We start from the raw sequence: 22046 nt of genomic DNA on the forward strand, positions 1-22046 counted from the left end.
GATTATGCGTAAGAATGAAGCCCCGCAATGACAAGGTTGACAAAGATGAGATTAAACATAATAATGGCGAAGCCGATCACAGCAAGCCATGCGGACTTTTCACCATGCCAGCCCCGCGACAAGCGAAGATGAAGATAGGCAGCATAAAAGAGAAACGTAATCAATGCCCATACTTCCTTCGGGTCCCAGCCCCAAAACCTAGTCCATGCAATTTGCGCCCAGATCATGGCAAAAATCAACCCGCCTAACGCAAATACAGGGAAACCAATCGAAACCGCCCTATACCCAATTTCATCAACTAAATCTAAGTTCACCTGTTTCACTAGCGGTTGAAGCAGTGCGCTCAGCCGTTTGCGAATGATCAATCGAATGAGTCCGTATATGATCAGCCCTACGCCAAATGACCATAACACCGTATTGACCTTTCTACCTGAAAAAACAGGCGGCAGCTCGACAAACGGTTCCAAACGATCTTCCGTCACAAGCTCCCCTTTATGAGGTCCGACAAGAGCTGGCAGCTCATAGACCATCTCACTTTTTTCTTTATTTTTATCGATCCAATTAAATGTCGCTTCATATCCTGTCATTCTAAAGATAGACGTAACAGCGATAAATGCAAGTGTGACCACAATCATAAACATGACAAGCTCTAAACCAAACGTCTTCTTCCCTGGCTTTGTTTGATCCACATGCTTTAATAGAAAGATGACACCTGCCACAAAGCTGATGGCTAAAATGGCTTGGCCAAGTGCTGCTGTTGTCACGTGAATATAAAGCCAATTACTTTGAAGTGAAGGAATCAGCGGTGAAATATCTGATGGGAACATACTTGCATAGGCAATAATCAATAAAGCGATTGGAAGTGTGAATAAACCAAGTACAGATACTTGATACACAAAATATAAAATGATGAATGCAAGCACCAGCATCATGCCAAAAGCCGTTGTGAACTCAAACAAATTACTGACTGGTGCATGGCCAGATGCGATCCATCTTGAAATAAAATAGCCCAACTGGCTCAAAAAACCGATGATGGTAAGCGTAATGCCAATGAGTGCCGCCTTATTCCTGCGCGGTCCTTCCTCTTTCTTTTTTCCCTTAATGGCACCACCAAAAAAAGGAACTGCCGCTAAATAAAATAGAAAAGCTGCAAATAACAGATTTTCACTGACTGCCGCCATCTAATCCTTCCCCCTTGCTTTTGCTGATACTTGTTGTATCAGGCAGTTCTTTTTGATCAACTGGCTGTTTGATGCCACTGCCGTTCAGTAACACTCCAATATCGGACTTTAAGCCGAACCAGTTTTTGTTTGTATGTCCTGCCACCAATACTTTTCCATCCTTTGCCGACAGCCAGATTCTTCTATGCTGCCAATACATCCCCTGCACGACACCAATCATGAAGATGATTCCGCCTACTATGAGCACGCCAAGTGTTAAATCCTTTCTAACTGTTAACCCTGTAACGTTTTTCGTTTCAACCCGATCAAACTTCATTTTATATAGATTGTTATCAGAACCCTCTACTGTCTCTTGAATGGCGACAAAGCTTTTTTCACCTTTAGGTTTTTCAGGAGAAATCATTTCAAACACGAAAGCAGGATTATTCGGATTCCTTGTTTTCGTACTCGGCGTTCCATCATCGTCAAAATAAAAATCAGGCAGATAGCTCATCACCTTGACTTTGTAACCGCTACCAAGATCATATTCTGACTTAGGCTCCAGCAGATTAATCTTCACTGTACCGAAAGATTTTTCTGTATCTTTACGAATCAGCTGAAAGACCATTTGATCGAGTTCATTTTGCTTAAAATCTACTTGATATAATGAGAAATTGTCAAACTTGAGCGGTTCATTCACTTTGATATCGTGTTCTGTTACCTGCTTCAGCTTGGGCTTTTCACCAAATACAACTTCTCCTTCACGTTTGTATAAAATAGCATCCGTTTTATAGCTTTTCACCACTTGACCGTCGCCAGCTTTTTCAATGGCATTCTCAAACACTTCTTTTTCATTTCCAGTTTCATAGCGATCAATTGAAAACGCATTATTTTTCAAAAAGTATTGACCATCCGTACCTGGAATTGGTGCAGTTTCCCCTTCTCTGACCCAAAGCGTTTCATCCACGTACATGCCCGGGACAAACCGGAGCATCGCTCCAATGAGAAAGATGATTAGTCCAATGTGATTGACGTAAGGTCCCCAGCGTGAAAAACGTCCTTTTTCGGCTAAAATATGCCCATTTTCTTCTCGCACACGGTAACGCTTTTGTTTCATTGCTCTTATGATGCCTTCATATGTATGCTGATCTAATGTTTTGTCTGTCTCGCTAAACAGACGCTGTCTTCTCATAAAGCCTTCTTTTTTGATAACCCCTTGGTTTTTGAGTGCTCGATAAAGAGGAATAACGCGGTCGAGACTGCAAATGACAAGGGAGATTCCGATTGATGCGACAAGAGCTAAAAACCACCAAGAATTATAAAGATCATGAAATCCAAGTGTGTAATACAGCTTGCCAAACGATCCATATTGCTCTTCATAATACGTGGAAGCAGATGCACCTGGCGGAATAAATCGCTCCTGCGGAAAAATCGTTCCAAGCGAAGAAGCGAGCAGTGTAATGACAATCAGCCACACACCCACTTTAACGGAAGAAAAAAAGTTCCATACTTTATCAACAATCGTTTTGTTGTATGTTTGCGAGCGTCTTGCACTGCCGTCATATCTCATATCAAGCAGCTTTGAAGAGTTTTTCTCTTTAGCCGCAATGGGATTCCCGCATGATTCACATAGAACAGTACCGATTGGATTAATATGTCCACACTCGCACTTTACCTCTTTCATTCTATGACCCCTTTGGTTTAATCAAATTCATATATTCATAGACATTACGTTCTGTCATCGTTCCCTTTATGACTTTGATTACCTTGCCTTCAGGACTGATTAAAAATGTGGTTGGCAGCGGCGTAATATCATATGCCTCTGTCACTTGACGATCTTTGTCCATGGCAACAGGAAAATTCACGCCATAGGACTCCATAAAATTTTTCACGGCAATCTTGGATTCCGCAACATTGACTGCAACAATTTCCACACCGCGATCCTTGAACACTTCATATTGATTCGCCATATAAGGAAATTCCTGTTTACACGGACCACACCATGTACCCCAAAAATTAAGAAAGACACCTTTGCCTTTTAAGTCCTTTAACTCAATCCGATCCCCATCGACAGATTGAAGGACAAAGTTTGGCGCAATAGATCCTTCTTTGACTCGATCCTGTTTGGCAAATACTGAGTTATACATTGTATAACATAGTGCAGCAAGCATCACGAGGAGAATGCCCGTCCGTATGAAAAACCGTCTTTTTTTCATCTGAAGTACCCCTTCCCCATAGACATTCAGGTAAATTATAGCATTCTCCTTCTTTTGATGCTTCTTCATTTTTTGAAGTTTATGTGAAAATTAAAAAGCGCTTTTCCCATGATCGGCAATTGCTCTCAGGCGCTTTACTTCATGCGGAGACAATTCTCTGCGGTCTCCTGGTCTCATACCTTCAATATGAAGGAACGAATACTGCTCCCTTTTTAGCTTTAACACATCATGTCCAATCGCTTCAAACATGCGGCGCACCTGTCTGTTTCTGCCTTCGTGAATGGTTAATTGAACAATACAAGTTTGTTTTCGTTTATCAATAGAAAGCATTTTCGCACGAGCAGGTGCTGTTTTTTTATGATCTAACATGATCCCTTTTTCTAGCTTTCTAAGCAGTTCCTTTGATGGAATGCCTTTTAGCTTCGCTGCATACGTTTTATCAATTTCGTATTTCGGGTGCATGAGCTTATGGGCAAATTCCCCATCATTTGTAATCAAAATCAAACCGCTCGTATCATAATCTAACCGCCCGATTGGATAAAGGCGCTGCGGGACATCATCAAAGAAATCTGTGACGACCTTGCGTCCTTTATCATCCTCGGCAGCCGAAATGACGCCGCGCGGTTTATAAAGCATAAAGTAAACCGGTTCTTCTCTTTCAAGCTTTAATCCATTGACTTCAATTTTATCTGAAGAGCCCACCTTCACTCCGAGCTCTGTCACTGTTTGACCATTAACGGTAACTCGTCCTTCTTTAATTAATTCTTCAGCCTTTCGTCTTGAAGCGACGCCGGCATGTGCAATTACTTTCTGTAAACGTTCCATTTGTCTTTCACCTCATGTACTATCTTACTTGCTTGACTTAAAACAAACAAGCATTCGTGGAAAATTAAGCGTTTCGTCTGTCTAATTTCAGCTAAAAAGCGATTTTCCATCCATGAAATACAAAAAAGCGCCTGATTAGGCGCCGCTAAATAACAAACTGACGATAATCACAGAGGCAATGACACCAATGAGATCTGCTAGCAAACCTACTTTCAGCGCATCTCCCATTTTTTTAATCCCGACTGCTCCAAAATAGACCGTTAAAATGTAAAGGGTGGTGTCTGTTGACCCTTGCATGACAGCTGCAAGCTGGCCAATAAAAGAATCTGGGCCGTACGTCGCTATTAAGTCAGATGTCATTCCGAGTGCAGCCGTTCCTGATATCGGGCGAATAAACGCAAGCGGCACGACTTCTGGCGGGAAACCAATCGCTGTAAAGACTGGTTTTAATAGTCCCATAACAAAATCAAGCGCACCTGATGCACGAAATATCGTAATGGCTACAAGCATACCGACTAAATAGGGAATGATTGAAAAGGCAATTTGAATGCCCTCTTTTCCTCCCTCCACAAATGTTTCATAGGTTGGTACCTTTTTAATGGTTCCAGCAATCAAAATTCCTGCGATGATCAGTGGAATCAAAGCAAGTGACAGCCAGTTAATAAATGCCACAAGATCACCCCCGCCTGCTTCTGCGATAGTGGAAATAACGATCGATGATAATTGCACCGATTCCTGAAATGAGTGTTGCTAAAATGGTTGGCCCTACAATGTCTGTTGGCTGATCTGCCCCATAGGTCATTCTTATTGCAATGATGGTTGTTGGGACAAGTGTGATAGAGGATGTGTTGACCGCTAGAAATGTAATCATAGACCGGCTTGCCTCATTTTTTCCGCCGTTTAATGCTTTCATCTGCTCCATCGCCTTAATTCCAAGAGGTGTAGCGGCATTCCCGAGACCAAAGAAATTCGCCATGAGATTGGATAAAATATATCCCATCGCAGGATGATTAGGCGGAATATCCGGGAATAGCTTTGAAATAAAGGGCCGGCACAATTTACTAAAGAAATTTAACAGCCCTGCCTCTTCGGCAATCTTCATGAGCCCGAGCCAAAAAACGAGAACACTAATCAAACCAATTGAAATAGTAACCGCTTCTTTTGAGCCTTTAAATACAGCCTCGTTCACTTCCTGCATCGTTCCATTAAACATCGCATAGACAAGACCGATGACAGTGAGAAATACCCAAATTAGATTGACCATGAAGATCCGCCTATAGATGTCTGAAAGACAGACTTAAACATTTCTTGAAAGCTTTTTTGAGGCATGCGGTTTCGTTTATTTTCATAAAAAATCGGTAATTGCTCAATCACCTGTCCATCTAATAAAATCGTCATTTTTCCAACAACATCTGGGATGGCTTCGGCGTTTTTTTTCCATTTCTTTTTAGGGGTGAGCATTTCCGTTTCAATTTTGACAAGTTTTTTCTCATCTTCATTTAAAAAATAGTCCACATCACGCTTGATAAACGCTTTTTTTTCGTAAAAGGTCCCTTTTAACGAAGCAAGCCTTCCTTTTTCAGCAAGCACATACGTTTTATAGTGATCAAATGCATATTCAAACATAGAAATATGATCCTTCCAGTCGTCAGGTGCATTAATGGTCACAGCGATCAGCTGAGCATCACCCTTTGCAGCGGTGGAGACAAGTGTTCGTTTTGCAAGCTTTGTATATCCTGTTTTCCCTCCAGTGGAATATTCGTATAAACCGGTAAGCAGCTTGTTTTTATTTTTCCAATAGCCTTCCATTGTCTTCGCTTTATAGAAAGTTGTACCGGCAATTTTTTGATATTGTTTATGTTTCATCGCGTATTTTGTTAAGATCGCCATGTCATAGGCTGATGAATAATGATTTTTATGATCATCGAGTCCGTGCGGATTTTGAAAATTCGTATTCTCCATTCCTAGTTCAGCTGCCTTTTGATTCATCATAAAGATAAATCCTTCTAAGCTGCCGCCAACATGCTCTGCAATGGCAACAGCTGCATCATTTCCAGAACGCAGCATGAGCCCGTACGTCAAATCTTCTAAGCTCACCTTCTGCCCTTCCTTTAAATAAATGGATGAACCCTCCGCCTGAATCGCACGTTTTGATACTTTGACGGTATCTTTCATTTTTCCTGATTCAATGGCTAATACAGCCGTCATGATTTTTGTAATACTGGCGATTCTTCTTTTTTCGTGCTCGTCCTTTCCAAATAGGACTCTGCCTGACTGTCCATCTATTAAAATGGCGCTTCTTGCACTCACTGATAATGAAATGTCTGCTTTGGCATGTGAGGAAAAAGGCAGTAAGAGTGTAAATAGAAGAAGGACTGCTGTTCCAATTTTTAAATAGGGCATGTTCATTCACGTCCTTGTCCGTTTTGTACAAGTGTATGCTCAGCTGAAAAAGTTATGATGCCTCGTCCATAAAAAAAAGCGCCTCTACATATAGAGGCGCTTCTTCAAATTGCTTATACCATTTTCACTTGCTGATGAGAAGTCGTATATTCCAGCTCTTCTCTCATCGCTAAAAAGTCTTTTTCTAATGAAGAAAATAATTGTTTCATATCAGCGGATACTTCATGGTGAAAAACAATGCTGCTTTTTCCTGTATAGGCCGAACGGCTGTCTTCATACCATGTATCCTTTTTAGGCGTGAAAAATTCTTCAATACATTGATGATAAATACGGTGGAGCATCTGCTGTGCGGCTTGCTGCGGGAATGTCTGCTGCTGGCCCATTTTCCTGCAAACTGCTGCTGCATCCTCGCTGTACACTGCAAGCTTCCGTAATGTACTCAATATGTCACAATAATAGGCTTCCGCTTCGGGGTTTAATCGTTTCAAGCTTGATAAGGTGGTTTCGTTCAGAAAACCATTCATTTCAATTGCAACCTTTGATAAAAAGACGCCTGCTTGATCAACTTGAGCCTTTACATTCATATGTGCCATTTGTTTCGTGTTTACCTTCCCCTCATGGCTTTGTCACCATTTTATCTGTCATCAAAAGATTTTAGACCTAAAATCTTTTTTATATTTTATCATACATTTTTCATTCTTTTGAACTATTTTATGTCTTCAAATGTTTGATTGAAGTTTTCAAAAAATAGATCGGCCTCTTCTTGTACTCCATCTGCTTCTACATTCTCTGGAAGCGGCGGTAATTCATCTAAAGCTTTTAAGCCAAATTGCTCTAAAAAGGTAGGGGTTGTCCCATAAAGAATCGCTCGTCCCGGACCATCGGCACGTCCTACTTCACAGAGCAGCGCTTTGGCTACTAAACTATGAAGTACCCGCTCTGATTTGACTCCTCTGATCTCCTCTACCTCACTGCGTGTAATCGGCTGTTTATAAGAAACAATGGCAAGCACCTCCAGCGCTGCCTGCGACAAACCCTTGGATGGTGTCTCAACTAATTTTTTTAAATACATGCTGTATTCTTTTTTCGTCAGCAGCATATATGAATCTGCATATTCAATGAGCTCAATCCCTCGTTCTTGTTTTTGATATTCTTCCTTTACGGAAGACATAATGTCGAGTAATACCGACTCATCTATTTCAAGAACAGACATGAGCTGTTTTCTTGTTAAGCCTTCGTCACCTGCTGCATACAGCAGCGCTTCTAAGATGGCTTTCCAATTCACGATATCAAGCGTCATGAATCGTTTCACTCCCTATGATATAAATGTCTTCAAAGTTCCCTTCCTGCTCTAGCATGATTTGATGACTTTTCATCAATTCGAGAACAGCAAGAAACGTCACGACAAGGTGTTCCTTTTGATCATGTTGAAATAGAGTCATGAAATTGGTCCGCTTTTTTGTTTTTCTTAAATGGTTCATAATCTCATTCATTTTGTCTTCAATCGGGATTTCTTGTCTTGTAATCTTTGATGGTGCTGGTTTCGTTATTTTCTTTCGATTTAATACCTTTTGGAACGCACCTAACATATCATACACCGTTACGTGTAAATTTGTGTCCTTCGCTTCTGATTCTTTTGCAAATTCGCTTAAATCACTCGGTGGTTTTGTAAAGGCATTTTGCCTTTCTTCTTCGCGTTCCTTTAGTTCTTGTGCTGCATTTTTATACTTGCGGTATTCAATCAATTTGCCAATCAGCTCTTCTCGAGGGTCTTCTTCCTCTTCGAGCAGGTCTTCATCAAACAGCTCTTCCTCTTGTTTCGGAAGAAGCATTCTGCTTTTAATACTCAGGAGGGTTGCAGCCATGACCAAATATTCACTCGCAACATCGAGCTCAAGCTCCCTCATCGTGTGGACATATAATAAATACTGCTCCGTAATTTTAGCGACGGGAATATCATAAATATCAATTTCCAACCGGTTAATTAAATGTAAAAGCAAGTCCAAAGGACCCTCGAACGAATCTATTTTCACCTGATATTCCAGCATCTTTTTCTCACCATTTCTACTGTCTTCTAAGTACCGTTTCACCGGCTAACCTTTAGTATAAGACAGGATAAAGCTCTCGTCCAATATAATTTCGGCCATGATGCCTTAGGCAAATCGAGAAAAACTGTGGATCCGCCCATACCAATAAGGGCATTTATACATAGAATACCATTGTAATCAGAACTGATGAAAAAGGAGGCCGTATCATTATGGGAGATGGCTATAACTTCGGCGGAGGATTCGCGCTAATTGTCGTGCTTTTCATCTTGCTGATCATCGTTGGCGCGGCTTGGGTTTATTAAAGAAACAGAGCGTCCTTTTCACTAAAGGGACGCTCTTTCTTCTTTTCTTTTCGATATGTTAGACTGAGAGTGGAAAAGGAGATGACCGCTGTGTATCCTGAAGCGTACGTGGCTTTTTTACACGAATTTCATTCGACAAGAGATTATTTTGAGTGTCATGAAATTTTAGAGGAATATTGGAAGGAAGATCCCCCAGAGCAGCGCAAAGAATATTGGGTCGGGCTCATTCAGCTCGCTGTTGCCTTGTATCATCAAAGACGGGGAAATGGAAAAGGAGCAAAACGGCTTATTTCTAACAGTCTTCATTTGTTAGAAGCAAACCGTTCAGTATTATCGAATCTCGGTCTAGATGATGAGGCATTTCTGATGCTTCTGAGAACGCTGAAAAAGAAAATGGATGAAGATATGCCCTATGAAAGTGTGATGCTGCCAATCAAAGATGAAGCACTTCTTTCTTTATGCCAAGAAATGGCCCAAAAAAAAGGACTGCTCTTTGGACAGGAAAGCAACTTATCCCATACATTTTTAATCGAAAAACATAGACTCCGTGACCGGACAGAAGTTTTGCTGGAACGAAAAAAGCAGATTGAACGTAAAAAAAGCAGAGGACTGTAGCCTCTGCTTTTACATGTGTGATATTTAATTTGATTCGCTGTGACACTTATGAAAGAAGCCTTGCGTTAATTCATTTGGAATGAGTGTTTTGGTTTTAAATATTTCTTCCACGGCTAAAACCATTTCCTTGCCGATTCCTTGATCACGATGGGATGGATTCACACTAATATGCTCAATTTGTACTTGGTCGTCTGTTTTCAACACACCAATAGCACCTACAATATCCTCGCCATCTTTCCATAGGAACAGCTGCCGATCTTCATCCATTTCATATGACTTCATCGTCTGCTGAAGCTGTTTGACGTCTTTCTCACCCGGCATAAAGGACAGAAGTCCCATGGCAATTTTTTCAAAAGACCTCTTGTAACGAATTAACATATATACCCCTCAATATTCAAATTATCCTAATTTCCAGCAAATGTCTTATGATTCATTTGCTCATCACACATTATAAACATTTTTATACCGTTTTTAAACTCTTTTTCACTAAATTAAGAGAACGTTCGATTGAGATTCGCCATTTCAATAGCAGCTGCAGCCGATTCGCTGCCTTTATTTCCTGCTTTTGTACCAGCTCTTTCAATGGCTTGTTCAATCGATTCTGTTGTGAGTACACCAAAGATAATCGGTACCCCTGTTGACATAGCACTCTGAGCAATTCCTTTAGCAGCTTCATTACAAACATAATCATAGTGAGTCGTTGCGCCTCTGATCACGGTTCCAAGTGTGATGACTGCATCATATTTTTTGGTTTCTGCTAATTTTTTTGCCATGTACGGGATTTCAAAAGCGCCTGGTACCCACACAACATCGATATCATCACCATTTGCTCCGTGTCTTAGTAATGTATCTTCTGCTCCATCTAACAGTTTACTTGTAATAAAATCATTGAATCTCGCTACAACGATTGCAAATTTTAGTCCTTCTGCTACTACATGACCTTGTATTGTATTCATATGTTGATCATCCTTTTTTGTGATTTTTATTTTGTTTCAATAGCGGCTGTTCGATTGTTGTTTAAATATGTCTGTAATGCTTCGATTGTCAGCATCTTTAAATCATGCTGTTTTTGGATCTCCTTTAGTTCAGGGACGCGCGCCATTGATCCATCTGCATTCATAATTTCACATATGACACCCGCTGGCTCTGAGCCTGCCAGTTTAGCAAGATCAACCGCCGCCTCTGTATGACCCGGTCTTTCTAGTACGCCGCCCTCTTTTGCAATAAGCGGAAAAACATGTCCTGGACGGGCAAACTCTTCTGGTTTTGCGTCTTTATTTAACATGGCCAGCATGGTCGTGGAACGCTCAAAAGCACTAATACCAGTCGTCGTTGTCACATGGTCGATGCTTACTGTAAATGCTGTATGGTGTGCATCCGTATTATGTTCAACCATTGGATGCAGATTCAGGTGTTGGGCGATCGACGCATGGACTGGCGTACAAATGAGGCCTCTTCCATGTAATGCCATGAAGTTAATCACCTTAGGTGTGGCATACTCAGCAAGTGCCACAAAGTCTCCTTCATTTTCTCTGTCTTCATCATCCACTACGATAATGATTTCTCCTTGTTTTAGGGCATTTACTGCCTCATCAACGGAATGATACATACAATCGCCTCCTAGAATCCGTGCTCTTTTAGAAATGATGGGGTCAATCGAGATGGCTGTTTTTCGCTCTGCTCTTTTGTTAAAAAACGATAAATGTATTTACCGATCATGTCACACTCTATATTCACGATATCCCCCATAGATTTAGTCGGGAAAATAGTTCCTTCAAGCGTGTGAGGAATAATAGAAACTGTGACATGTGAATCTCGCAAATCGAAAATGGTCAAGCTGACACCATCTATTGCGATCGAACCCTTTTGGGTGAGCATATCTGTGAGGGTTTTGTTCATTTTTAAATCATAGTAAATGGCATTACTCTTCTTTTCTATCCGGGTAATGACAGCCGTTCCATCAACATGGCCTGAGACAAAATGGCCGCCAAATCGTCCATTTGAGGACATGGCTCGCTCTAAATTCACTGGACTGCCTTGTGTCAGCTGATCCAGCGATGTCGCTTTGACCGTCTCTGGCATCACATCTGCCGCGAACTGTTCTTTTGTGAAGCTTGTGACTGTGAGACATACTCCATTAATGGCGATACTGTCTCCGAGTTGAACATCTTCCAGCACACGGCTGCATGTAATGACAATTTCCATGGCATCTGCTGACTTTTTACTTAATGACTGAACGGTGCCAACTTCTTCAATTATCCCCGTAAACATGTGATCCTCCCTTTCGTTTCATTTGTATTTCTCACTTTTAAAAAAAGCGATGTTAGGGACATGTGATCGATTGAGCACCTTCGTCGCTTTTTATGGTCCATACAAGGTAGATGAGGGATCACCTAATAAACACTGCATGCAGTCTATTAACGACAAAATCATACAGAAAGCCCCGGAAAAAATTCCGGGGCTGTGGTTTTTTTGCATCAGAAATAAGACTATGATCAACAAATATTTTTCGTTCATAGCTTTCTTTATCCTTCTCCCATCCAGACTTTCACTGTCGGCTTCAGCTTTTCACTGAATCAACCGTTAATAAATTAACGGGTCACGGGCTGTAAAGCATTTGCTTTATTACCGTCGGTCGGGATTTTCACCCTGCCCCGAAGGATACAATCGATATTTAGCTGTCCTTAGGGGCTATTATAGCGATCCTTGTTGTCAAATGCAACAATCAAGATTTCTTCACACAAAAAAAGCCTCCTTATAGGAAAGGAGACATGTTAATTAACGACTTTTACTACTTTTATCAGTCCATCTATTCTTTTTTCATTACTAAAGTAGGCTTTAATACGATCGCCTTTTTTCAGATCAGCCACATCATCTTCAAATTTCTTACCATTAAAAATGATTTTTGTGCCATTCTTCGCTTGACCGTAATATTCATCTCCATCAATTTTCGTAATGGTATATTCATAGATGGTATAATCTTTATCATTATTTGTTAAGCTTTCGCCAATGGCTGTTGGCACATCTTCAATTTTCATGCCATTCATGTATAAATAACCTGCGCCTAAACAAAGCAGTAAAACAAATAAGATCGCAATTTTTAATTTAATTTTCCCCATATTTAGAACCTCCATCATCTGCACTTCGCCTATTTGTATGTTTTATTCCTTCTTTTATTGAAATAAAACCAAAAAAGCTGATTTTCATTAATGGTTACTTATATAACGATTTAGATGGCTCTTTGGTTCCACCTCTTAATCATTACATATGATACGAATATGCGTTCTTTATTAAGGGGGTCTTTTTCCTGTTTATTAGTTCGTAACACACCATACTGCAAGCTTTTCATTATATTCTTTTTTCGAGTGCAAATAAGTCTTCCTCTAACAATTGTGACCGCTGAACAGCGATGCTGCGGCTGTCGCGAACCCCTTGATTATAGTAGTAGCTTCCAAGGTTTTTTGTGATAAATTCTAGTATATTAATGGCTGCTAATTCACCAATCTCTTCTTCTCGTTCTTCAGCAAAATAACGCTGAATGGCCATCGTCATTTGATTTTTCTCTTCTTTTGTGAGTGGTTTCAAAGTATCCCCTTCTTTCTTTCCAATTTCTTCATTTGCATCTGATATGCTGGCACCCCGCGAATACGAATGTTTGTTCTCCTATCATATCATAAAAATACATTCTGTGCATGACTGCCCTATAAGAAAAAGCGTATTTTGATGTAATGGATCAAATACGCTTTCACTATGCTGTATGATTTTTTCATGGAAGCTGTCATAGCGTGTTGTCCATTTTATTTTAAAATGGATAGGATCGTCGCTACAGAATGATCTACAAATGAACGCTCTGGACGTGACTTCATGAGGACGGTAAGCCCGATGAAAGAAACGACCAGTGTCTGTGCTAAGGCTTTAGCATTCAAGCTGCTTTCAAGCTCACCCGAGCGAATACCTTGCACAATCTTTTCTTCAAATATGACCGAAAGATACATCTGATGCTCTCTTGTCAGAATTTCAAATTTCTCTTCGTGTGGAGCAAGTTCCACTATCGTATTAATGCAAAAACAGCCTTTACTCGGGCCATCTCTATATTCCTCTTCCACTACATCTGTAAATAAAATATGAAATGCTTTCTTTACAGATTGATTGTTTTGAAGTTTTGTTCGAATACGGGCTGCATGCTGCTTTGTATATTTACGTAATGCAGCCTCAAATAACTCCTCTTTATCTCCAAAGGCTGAGTATAAGCTTGGCCGCTGTATTCCCATTTTTGCAGTCAAATCGCTTAACGTTGTAGCTCTATACCCCTTTTCCCAAAAAAGCACCATTGCATCATCCAACGCTTTTTCCTCATCAAACTCACGCTGTCGAACCATCCTCAATTCCTCTTTTCAACAATAAAATCATTTCACCAAAACAATTATTCATTTATTTGTAAGGATATCATTTTTTATTACCAATCAGTACATTATAATTTTATTTTATTCATGTAAAATTGTCAAACTGTCTTTCTTTAATCAAGATCAACTTAGAATAACTGGATGAAACTCTTGACTTTAAAATATTTTATTGGTTATCATTAACAGGAATCATTTTATACCGATCGATATATTATACTTTTTAGTATAAAAAGGAGAGGATGCAATGAATGGTTAAAGATAAAATGACTCCAAGAGATCATCCTGATATGAATTTTCGATTAAAACCTGAATCAAAGATGAGTCACTATATGGCACTACTTTTTGCAGCAGCGTGCGGGATGGCTGTTGCAAACATATACTTCGCACAACCGTTACTAGATTCACTGGCAGACGAGTTCGGTATCACGTATTCATCCATTGGTATTATCATTACGATTACTCAGCTTTGTTATACGGCGGGGCTGCTACTGATAGTACCGCTTGGTGATCTGTTGAATCGACGACGGCTCATTATCGGTCAGATGCTTTTATCTGTGCTTGCCCTCATTCTAGTCGGCATCGCTCCTATCGTCACCGTCTTATTTCTAGGATTAGCAGTGGTCGGACTGCTCGCTGTAGTCACTCAGGTACTCGTTGCGTTTGCAGCAAGTTGGGCTGCTCCAGAAGAACGCGGCCGTATAGTCGGCTTGGTGCAAAGTGGAATCGTAACCGGCATTCTTCTCGCTCGAACCTTTGCTGGTGTATTAACCGATTTTGCTGGCTGGAGGTCTGTTTATCTTGTTTCTGCCGTCATCATGCTTATCCTAACTGGCGTATTGTTCCGAGTGCTCCCGCGTGATGACAGCAAAAGAGAGTCATTATCCTATGCTCATCTGCTTCGTTCAATGTTTGTATTGTTCATACAAGAACGAATCCTGCGCATCCGTGGGATTTTGGCTCTTCTGATTTTTATCGTCTTTGGTACGTTATGGACTTCACTCGTACTGCCTCTCAGTACTGCGCCATACTCTCTTTCACATACTGCAATTGGCGCATTTGGTCTTGCTGGAGCAGCCGGAGCGTTAGGGGCTGCTCGGGCTGGCAGCCTTGCTGATCGAGGTTTTGGACAGTTCACAACTGGTATAGCCCTTGTCCTATTATTCATTTCATGGTTTTTCATCAGTTTGACTGAACATTCACTTATTGCATTAGTCATTGGCATTATCATTCTTGACCTATCTGTGCAGGCAGTACACGTAACGAATCAGACTATGATTTTCACAGTGCGGCCTGAGGCGAGAAGCCGGCTTACGGCCGCTTACATGATTTTTTACTCCATCGGCAGTGCGACCGGTTCAATTGTTTCAACCAGTATATACGCGACCTATGGCTGGGGCGGAGTATGTCTCTTTGGTGCCTCTATCAGCGCTTTAGCCATTTTGTATTGGTTCATCACCTACCGCCTAACGAAACAAATCACAGGAGGCTCACAAACAAAATAAAAAACACCGCGATAAGCGGTGTTTTAGATTAAGCATCTACAACTTCAACTTTTTCCATGCCTTGCCCTTGCTCCATATCAAGTACAGCCTCGATACCAGATGTTACCTTGCCAAAAACCGTGTGAACACCGTTTAAGTGCGGCTGCGGGTCATGTACGATAAAGAATTGACTGCCGCCTGTGTCTTTACCAGCATGTGCCATTGATAATGAACCTCTTTCGTGCTGATGTGGATTTCCTTCTGTTTCACATTTAATTGTGTAACCAGGACCACCCGTTCCATTACCGTTTGGGTCGCCGCCTTGGCTGACGAAGCCTGGTATCACGCGGTGGAATTTTAATCCATCGTAGAAGCCTTCATTCGCTAATTTTTCAAAGTTTGCTACTGTACCTGGAGCAGCCTCTGGGTAAAGTTCAAACTCAATTTTCTTTCCATTCGTTAATTGTATGTATCCTTTTTTCGCCATTTTTCACATTCTCCTTTCAGGTTAAACAACGCTCATTATAGCACATTTTCGGTGATGTTAAACATCCCCTGCTCTTCGATTGTCATTTACCTCTTAGCTGATGATTGATAAAATAGGGTTGCTTGATTCTTTTTTCCTAATAAAATGATATTTGACTGAATGACATGTCTTCATTTATCGGAACAGGAACACATCTTAAAAAGAAAATTGAAACGTCAAGCCAATTTGTTACGTCTATATGATGGAGTGCACTACTTTACGTGTACTCAAAAGCTAAAGTTTCTCTTGAAAGGGGAACGCTTTCGACTTGAAGGAGGTCAACATGTTTAAAAAAATGATGCTTGGTATGATGGCAGCGCTCCTTTTCCTAATTGGTGCGCCAAAAGTCAGCTTAGCGGATGCAGCTGTCGGCGATGTCATCGTCACACTCGGGCAAGACTTAACACCGGCTGATCGCCAGAAGGTGCTTGACGAGTTGAATCCACCTGAAAATGCGACAAAAATTGAAGTAACCAATAAAGAAGAGCACGAATATTTAGGAAAATACATCCCTCGTTCTTCTATCGGGACGAGAGCATTATCATCTTCATCAATCACCATTGAAAAATCAGGTACTGGCCTGACTGTGGATACACACAACATCAAGACCATTACAGATGAGATGTATTTAAATGCTTTAATGACAGCAGGTGTCAAAGATGCCAAGGTTGTCGTGACTGCTCCATTTGAAGTATCTGGTACAGCCGCACTGACGGGCTTACTAAAAGCGTATGAGGTGTCAAGCGACAAAGCCATTCCAGAAGATGTGAAGCAGGTGGCAAACGAAGAGCTTGTGACAACTTCTAAATTGGGTGACTCTATCGGGAAAGATAACGCTTCTGCCCTTATTGCAAAAATCAAAGATGACATTGCAAAAAACGGTGTCCCTAAAACCACAAAAGAAGTAGAAGAAAAAGTGGATCAGGCTGCTTCTGATTTGAACTTAAATCTGACGCAGGATCAAAAAGATCAGCTTGTCTCGCTATTTGATAAAATGAAAAACATCAATATCGATTGGAATCAAGTAGGATCTCAAATTGATAAAGCAAAAGACAAGATTACTAAATTCATAGAATCGGATGAAGGGAAAAACCTTCTTCAAAAGATTTGGGATTTCTTTGTCTCCATTTGGAATGCGATCGTTTCTGTATTCACTGGAGGAAAATAATTCATGAAAAAAAGCTGCCTGAACACCAGGCGGCTTTTTTTAAGTAGATGATTTCACTTTTGATTGATACGGTAAATCAAGTTTCACAATGTCCTCATATGTTTCACGCTCAACCACAAGCTGCGCTTCCCCGTCTTCTACAAACACAACAGCTGGGCGCGGGATACGGTTATAGTTGTTTGACATACTATAGCCGTAAGCTCCGGTACAAAAGACAGCTAATAAATCCCCTTGTGATAATTCTGGCAGATCGATATCCCAAATGAGCATATCTCCGCTTTCACAGCATTTACCAGCAATTGAAACCGTTTGATCATGCGTTTGGCTCATTTTGTTGGCACTTGCCGCTTCATATTTCGCTTGATATAAAGCTGGACGAATGTTGTCACTCATTCCACCATCTACTGCAACATAATCACGGATGCCAGGTACATGTTTTGATGATCCGATCGTATAAAGAGTCGTCCCTGCATCTCCTACAAGGGAACGGCCTGGTTCTATCCAAATCTCTGGCATATCGAACTCGTAGCGGGCCACGTTCTCTTTCACAGCTTGGATAATTTTTTCGACATATTCTGTCGCAGGAAGTGGTTCATCCTCTTCTGTATAACGAATCCCAAAGCCGCCGCCTAAGTTTAATACTGTAGAAATAAAACCAAATGATTCTCTCCATTCATCCAGCTTCAAAAAGATTTTATCGGCTGCAAGGACAAAACCAGCCGTATCAAAAATTTGTGAACCAATATGACAATGAACACCTAAAAGCTCGATCACTTCTGACCCAAGCACTTGTTTCACCGCTTCATCTGCTTGTCCATTGTGAAGATCAAAGCCAAATTTTGAATCCTCTTGACCTGTCGTAATGTAATCATGCGTATGCGCTTCGACACCAGGCGTGATGCGGAGCAATACTTTCACTTTTTTTGACAGCTCTTGACCAAGCTGTTCAATGAGCTTCATTTCATAAAAATTATCCACAACAATACAGCCGATCCCGTGCTCTAAAGCCATTTTTAATTCTTCTCTGCTTTTATTATTGCCATGGAAATGAATTTTTTCTACTGGGAATCCAGCGCAAATGGCTGTGTGAAGCTCACCGCCTGATACGACATCAAGAGATAATCCTTCTTCTTTGGCAAGCTGAAACATGGCGATGGAGGAAAATGCTTTACTCGCATATGCTACCTGTGCCGTTAATTCTTCTTCTATAAATGCTTTTTGAAAGCTTTTTGCGCGCTCCCGTATTAAAGCCACATCATATACATAAAGTGGTGTCCCATACGTTTCAGCTAAAGAAACAGCATCAACACCACCAATTTCTAAATGACCGAGTTCATTTTGTCTGCAAGTGCCGTGTAAATACAATGTCATTCCCTCTTTCTCCGCTTCGGCTGAAAAAAGGCAGCTGCGTGAGCTGCCTTTTGCCGTGTCTCAAAGTTAAAAATACAATATCACAATCTTCAGCCACTTTCAATGAGCGTTAAGAATTTGGCGGAATTTTTGATCTGTTTTGAGGGTGAACGATGCTCGGCCTTACTTTTGAGCCAGGAACAGACGTCCGAATCAGCACTTGCCACAAAGCCTTTCCATTGAAAGGAATGAATGGCCACATATAAGGCGTCTGTAATGAACGAATGGATGTTAAATAAATGATTAACAACGTAAAACCAATGATGAGTCCATTCAGCTTAAAGATTGCCACTAGTGCTAGGATGATGAGCCTTACAATCTTATTGGCGACACTCAGCTCATAGCTTGGCGTTGTAAAGGTACCGATCGCTGCCAGCGAGACGTATAAGATGACCTCTGGTGTAAATAAACCGACATCAATAGCGATTTGTCCAATTAAAACAGCCGCGATCAACCCCATGGCGGTCGATAATGCGGTTGGCGTATGAATGGCTGCCATCCTTAAAAATTCCACCCCAAAATCAGCAAGAAATACTTGGAGAATGACAGGGATATGAGAAGGTTTGTTAAACCCAATATAGCTTAAATTGTCAGGCAGGAGATTTGGTTCGAGAATAAAAAGAAACCAAATCGGCAAAAGAAAGGTAGAACATAAAATGCCTAAAAAGCGTACCCATCTTAGGAACGTACCAACGGCAGGCGCCTGGCGGTATTCTTCTGCATGCTGAACGTGGTGAAAAATAGTGGTTGGTGTAATGATGACACTAGGGGATGTATCCGTAATGATGATGACATGCCCTTCTAATATGTGGTTAGCGGCGACATCCGGACGCTCGGTGTAACGCACTAGCGGAAAGGGATTATATCCTTGCTTAATTATAAATTCTTCAATCGTTTTATCAGACATCGTCAGCCCATCGACTTTGATTCCTGATACTTCTTTTTCTATAATATCTACTAAGTCAGGGTCTGCAATATCTTCAATATAGCAAACACAAACATCCGCTTTTGAACGTTCGCCTACTTTGAGCATTTTGTATCTCAGCTTTTCATCCCGCACTCTTCTTCGAATAAGTGCTGTATTCACAATAATGTTCTCAACAAAGCCGTCCCTTGCTCCCCTGACCACCTTTTCTGTATCCGGCTCTTCAGGCATTCTGCCAGGATAGCTTCTAACATCAATGATAAAGGCGTAGTTTTCACCTTCTACAACGACTGCTACAAGCCCAGACAGTACTTGATCCACTGCTTCATCCAGCGTTTCTACCTTGGAGACCTGCTGATTGACGAGGCGGTTCTCGACTACATGTGCAAGATCATCGGATTCAGGTTCGTTGTCATTGATTTCGATTAGCTCTTTTAATAAGTAGATAATATACTGTGTATCACACAATCCGTTTACATAGTAAAGCTGGATTTCCTGATCGTGTATATAAATTTTCCGAACACCAAGGTCAAAGCTGAGACCCATTCCGACATTTTCCTTGAAGTAATCTTCATTTTTCTTCGGGTCTCGGTACACGTTTACCTTGTCTTTCTTCATGGAAACCACTCCTTTCTAATATTAATTCCACTGCTTTCATCGTGATTGGAGATCCCTTGCTCAGATCATCTTTCCGTCCCATCTTGCCAATATCTCCAATCCCGACAACTAACGGAAGATTGAGGGAGTCAAGACAATACACTGTATCACCGCTCATTTTATGGGGCTCCATTTCGGGAAGACCGTGTTTGTCGACACCGTATTCTGTCAGTTCACCTTCCCTGTCAATGGAGACATGGACCTTTGTCCATTCGGCTTGGTGCGTTTTGGATGCCACTGCAATCGCTCCAATGACTTCGATTTCAGGGTGGCGCGCCACATGTTTCATCGCTGTCTCGCCTGTTCCTTCACCTGTCAGTCCAGAATCATCGAACATCACAAAGACTGGATCATACGGCGTTTTTAAAATCATCTGAACAAGTTCAGGTCCTGTCCGTTTGCTTGGATTTCCTTTTGAGCTGGAAATACATCGTCCGCCAACGTTTTTAGCGGCAAGCTCAATGGTTTTGGCAGCATATATATCTCCGTCTGTCACTAAAATGACTTTCCGTCTTTGCCCCATATTCGGTTATCCTTTCGGTTTAAAGATAAGTGCGATAATAAATGAAAATAAAATCGCAGCTGATATTCCAGCAGAGGTTAATTCAAAGATACCGATACCGATGCCGATGAATCCGTGCACATCTGCCTGATGCATGGCCCCATGAAGCAAGCTATGACCAAAGCTGACAATTGGTACGGTTGCGCCCGCGCCTGCAAATTCAATAAATTTATCATAAATACCGAATCCGTCTAAAATGGTACCTGCCACAACAAAAGTAGTCATGACATGTGCAGGCGTGAGTTTGAGTACATCTAGCAAAAGCTGGCCAATGACGCAAATAAGTCCGCCTGCCACAAAAGCGATAAGATAATCCATTAGCTCTCTCCTCCTGCACGCTCAAATACGACACCGTGCGCAATGGTTGGAATGGTCTCTTTTTGCTGAACCATCATTGGGCTGAGTAACGCCCCGGTTGCCACAACGAGTACTCTTTGCAGATTCCCTGCTTTCATTTCCTTAAAAATATGACTAAATGTCACAACAGCTGAACAAGCACAGCCGCTGCCTCCAGCGAATACGTTTTGGTCGGGTGTATAGATGATTAAACCGCAATCATCGTGCTTTCGCCCAAGCTGAATGCCTTCTTCTTTCAAGAGATCCTTTAAGATCGGTGAACCAATGCCTGATAAATCTCCAGTTAAAATCAAATCGTAATCATCTACTGTTCTGCCTAAGTCTTCTAAATGCTGCTTGATGGTATCTGCCGCTGCTGGTGCCATGGCCGATCCCATATCAAATGGATCTGTAATGCCAAGATCCATGACCCTGCCTACCGTTGCGCTCGTAATTTGAATTTGAGAGGGCTCTTGGCTGATAATAACGGCTCCGCCACCAGTTACTGTACTTGTTGCTGTATCTGGCTTTTGTCCCCCGTATTCTGTCGGATTACGAAATTGGCGTTCTGCAGTCGCATTGTGACTGCTTGTTGCTGCGATGGCTCTATTTGCAAAGCCTCCATCAATGAGTGCTGACGCAATGGCGACCGATTCCATTGAAGTCGAGCATGCCCCAAACAAGCAGAGAAACGGGATCTTCAGCTCTCTTGCCACATAGTTTGCTGTGACGTTCTGGTTGAGTAAATCTCCAGCCAGCAAAAGATCAATATCGCTTTTTTGCAAATTTGCTTTTGATAAAGCGGTTGATATCGCATCATCCATGAGCTTCCTTTCAGCCATTTCCCAGTTTTTTTGATCACAGTGCATTTCATCGTACGTTTTATCAATTAAATGACCAATCGGACCTTCTTTTTCTTTTGGTCCTGCAGCAGTTCCTTCTGCATTGACATAAAGCTTGTGCTCAAATACCCAAGATTGTTTACCTGTTAGTTTCACCTTTCATTCCT

26 protein-coding genes, 1 pseudogene and 1 riboswitch are annotated in these 22046 nt (G+C 41.4%); of the genes and pseudogenes, 4 read left to right on the top strand and 23 right to left on the bottom strand.

Going from position 1 to position 22046, the window contains the following annotated elements:
* Positions 1–2: 2 nt before the first annotated feature.
* The 10 genes from ccsB to MHI08_RS10590 all read right to left on the bottom strand — a co-directional run bounded on the left by ccsB (position 3) and on the right by MHI08_RS10590 (position 8652).
* Positions 3–1181: a c-type cytochrome biogenesis protein CcsB gene (ccsB, locus tag MHI08_RS10545; protein WP_024428071.1), complete on the bottom strand. Its 1179-nt coding sequence runs from the start codon at positions 1179–1181 to the stop codon at positions 3–5.
* Positions 1165–2844: a cytochrome c biogenesis protein ResB gene (locus tag MHI08_RS10550; protein ID WP_024422840.1), complete on the bottom strand. Its 1680-nt coding sequence runs from the start codon at positions 2842–2844 to the stop codon at positions 1165–1167. Before MHI08_RS10550 ends, ccsB begins: the two co-directional genes overlap by 17 nt.
* 1 nt (position 2845) lies before the next feature.
* Complete coding sequence (locus MHI08_RS10555; protein WP_024422841.1) at positions 2846–3376, bottom strand: thiol-disulfide oxidoreductase ResA; 531 nt, start codon at positions 3374–3376, stop codon at positions 2846–2848.
* Positions 3377–3466: 90 nt separating this feature from the next.
* Positions 3467–4201 carry a 23S rRNA pseudouridine(2605) synthase RluB gene (rluB, locus tag MHI08_RS10560; protein ID WP_024422842.1) on the bottom strand — a complete coding sequence of 245 codons (735 nt, stop codon included), beginning with the start codon at positions 4199–4201 and terminating at the stop codon, positions 3467–3469.
* Positions 4202–4336: 135 nt separating this feature from the next.
* Positions 4337–4873 (bottom strand): spore maturation protein, encoded by a 537-nt coding sequence (locus MHI08_RS10565; protein ID WP_024422843.1) that lies wholly within the window; start codon positions 4871–4873, stop codon positions 4337–4339.
* A gap of 4 nt (positions 4874–4877) precedes the next feature.
* Complete coding sequence (locus MHI08_RS10570; protein ID WP_056767181.1) at positions 4878–5465, bottom strand: nucleoside recognition domain-containing protein; 588 nt, start codon at positions 5463–5465, stop codon at positions 4878–4880.
* Entirely contained in the window at positions 5453–6604 is a 1152-nt protein-coding gene (locus MHI08_RS10575; RefSeq protein WP_039179629.1) for a D-alanyl-D-alanine carboxypeptidase family protein, read from the bottom strand. Before MHI08_RS10575 ends, MHI08_RS10570 begins: the two co-directional genes overlap by 13 nt.
* A gap of 113 nt (positions 6605–6717) precedes the next feature.
* A complete protein-coding gene (locus MHI08_RS10580) occupies positions 6718–7197 on the bottom strand; it encodes a YpuI family protein (protein WP_024422846.1) in 480 nt (159 codons plus the stop codon).
* A 113-nt stretch (positions 7198–7310) separates the two neighbouring features.
* The gene (scpB, locus tag MHI08_RS10585) at positions 7311–7904 is read right to left on the bottom strand and encodes an SMC-Scp complex subunit ScpB (RefSeq protein WP_056767184.1); all 594 of its coding nucleotides are present in this window, start codon (positions 7902–7904) and stop codon (positions 7311–7313) included.
* Positions 7894–8652 (bottom strand): segregation/condensation protein A, encoded by a 759-nt coding sequence (locus tag MHI08_RS10590; RefSeq protein WP_024422848.1) that lies wholly within the window; start codon positions 8650–8652, stop codon positions 7894–7896. The genes scpB and MHI08_RS10590 overlap by 11 nt, the downstream gene beginning before the upstream one ends.
* Positions 8653–8861: 209 nt before the next feature.
* On the opposite strand from MHI08_RS10590, the gene MHI08_RS10595 reads away from it, so the two are divergent.
* On the top strand, positions 8862–8954 hold the full coding sequence (locus MHI08_RS10595) for a YjcZ family sporulation protein (RefSeq protein ID WP_012010430.1): 93 nt from the start codon (positions 8862–8864) through the stop codon (positions 8952–8954).
* Between the two features lie 90 nt (positions 8955–9044).
* On the top strand, positions 9045–9569 hold the full coding sequence (locus tag MHI08_RS10600; RefSeq protein ID WP_342499616.1) for a DUF309 domain-containing protein: 525 nt from the start codon (positions 9045–9047) through the stop codon (positions 9567–9569).
* A gap of 24 nt (positions 9570–9593) precedes the next feature.
* On the opposite strand, the gene MHI08_RS10605 is transcribed toward MHI08_RS10600, so the two are convergent.
* The 7 genes and pseudogenes from MHI08_RS10605 to MHI08_RS10635 form a co-directional block, all read right to left on the bottom strand.
* Complete coding sequence (locus MHI08_RS10605) at positions 9594–9947, bottom strand: GNAT family N-acetyltransferase (protein ID WP_024422850.1); 354 nt, start codon at positions 9945–9947, stop codon at positions 9594–9596.
* Between the two features lie 113 nt (positions 9948–10060).
* Positions 10061–10525 (bottom strand): 6,7-dimethyl-8-ribityllumazine synthase, encoded by a 465-nt coding sequence (ribE, locus tag MHI08_RS10610; protein ID WP_029706184.1) that lies wholly within the window; start codon positions 10523–10525, stop codon positions 10061–10063.
* Between the two features lie 74 nt (positions 10526–10599).
* Positions 10600–11178 (bottom strand): annotated as a pseudogene (gene ribB, locus MHI08_RS10615) (3,4-dihydroxy-2-butanone-4-phosphate synthase); the annotation flags it as partial.
* An 11-nt stretch (positions 11179–11189) separates the two neighbouring features.
* Entirely contained in the window at positions 11190–11840 is a 651-nt protein-coding gene (gene ribE, locus MHI08_RS10620; protein ID WP_056767189.1) for a riboflavin synthase, read from the bottom strand.
* Positions 11841–12093: 253 nt separating this feature from the next.
* Positions 12094–12235: riboswitch (FMN riboswitch) on the bottom strand.
* A gap of 108 nt (positions 12236–12343) precedes the next feature.
* The gene (locus MHI08_RS10625) at positions 12344–12688 is read right to left on the bottom strand and encodes a hypothetical protein (RefSeq protein ID WP_008344451.1); all 345 of its coding nucleotides are present in this window, start codon (positions 12686–12688) and stop codon (positions 12344–12346) included.
* A 229-nt stretch (positions 12689–12917) separates the two neighbouring features.
* Positions 12918–13154: a DUF2164 domain-containing protein gene (locus MHI08_RS10630; protein ID WP_024422853.1), complete on the bottom strand. Its 237-nt coding sequence runs from the start codon at positions 13152–13154 to the stop codon at positions 12918–12920.
* 212 nt (positions 13155–13366) lie between these two features.
* The gene (locus MHI08_RS10635) at positions 13367–13948 is read right to left on the bottom strand and encodes a TetR/AcrR family transcriptional regulator (RefSeq protein ID WP_056767192.1); all 582 of its coding nucleotides are present in this window, start codon (positions 13946–13948) and stop codon (positions 13367–13369) included.
* A gap of 272 nt (positions 13949–14220) precedes the next feature.
* Between MHI08_RS10635 and MHI08_RS10640 the strand changes: the two genes are divergently transcribed.
* On the top strand, positions 14221–15474 hold the full coding sequence (locus MHI08_RS10640) for an MFS transporter (protein ID WP_056767195.1): 1254 nt from the start codon (positions 14221–14223) through the stop codon (positions 15472–15474).
* A gap of 28 nt (positions 15475–15502) precedes the next feature.
* Here MHI08_RS10640 and MHI08_RS10645 read toward each other — a convergent pair whose 3' ends face one another.
* Positions 15503–15940, bottom strand: coding sequence for a peptidylprolyl isomerase (locus MHI08_RS10645; RefSeq protein ID WP_008359679.1), 438 nt, complete (start codon positions 15938–15940; stop codon positions 15503–15505).
* A gap of 322 nt (positions 15941–16262) precedes the next feature.
* On the opposite strand from MHI08_RS10645, the gene MHI08_RS10650 reads away from it, so the two are divergent.
* Entirely contained in the window at positions 16263–17147 is an 885-nt protein-coding gene (locus MHI08_RS10650) for a DUF1002 domain-containing protein (protein ID WP_024422856.1), read from the top strand.
* 39 nt (positions 17148–17186) lie between these two features.
* On the opposite strand, the gene lysA is transcribed toward MHI08_RS10650, so the two are convergent.
* The 5 genes from lysA to spoVAD form a co-directional block, all read right to left on the bottom strand.
* Complete coding sequence (gene lysA, locus MHI08_RS10655) at positions 17187–18512, bottom strand: diaminopimelate decarboxylase (RefSeq protein ID WP_056767198.1); 1326 nt, start codon at positions 18510–18512, stop codon at positions 17187–17189.
* Between the two features lie 115 nt (positions 18513–18627).
* Entirely contained in the window at positions 18628–20109 is a 1482-nt protein-coding gene (locus tag MHI08_RS10660) for a spore germination protein (protein WP_024428063.1), read from the bottom strand.
* Positions 20054–20662 (bottom strand): stage V sporulation protein AE, encoded by a 609-nt coding sequence (locus MHI08_RS10665; RefSeq protein WP_024422859.1) that lies wholly within the window; start codon positions 20660–20662, stop codon positions 20054–20056. The genes MHI08_RS10660 and MHI08_RS10665 overlap by 56 nt, the downstream gene beginning before the upstream one ends.
* Positions 20663–20668: 6 nt before the next feature.
* Positions 20669–21019, bottom strand: coding sequence for a stage V sporulation protein AE (gene spoVAE / locus MHI08_RS10670; RefSeq protein WP_007501045.1), 351 nt, complete (start codon positions 21017–21019; stop codon positions 20669–20671).
* Complete coding sequence (gene spoVAD, locus MHI08_RS10675) at positions 21019–22035, bottom strand: stage V sporulation protein AD (protein WP_056767201.1); 1017 nt, start codon at positions 22033–22035, stop codon at positions 21019–21021. The genes spoVAE and spoVAD overlap by 1 nt, the downstream gene beginning before the upstream one ends.
* Between the last annotated feature and the right edge of the window lie 11 nt (positions 22036–22046).

It is taken from the genome of Bacillus sp. FSL M7-0791, from assembly GCF_038627085.1.
GTDB classification, from domain to species: Bacteria; Bacillota; Bacilli; order Bacillales; family Bacillaceae; genus Bacillus; species Bacillus safensis.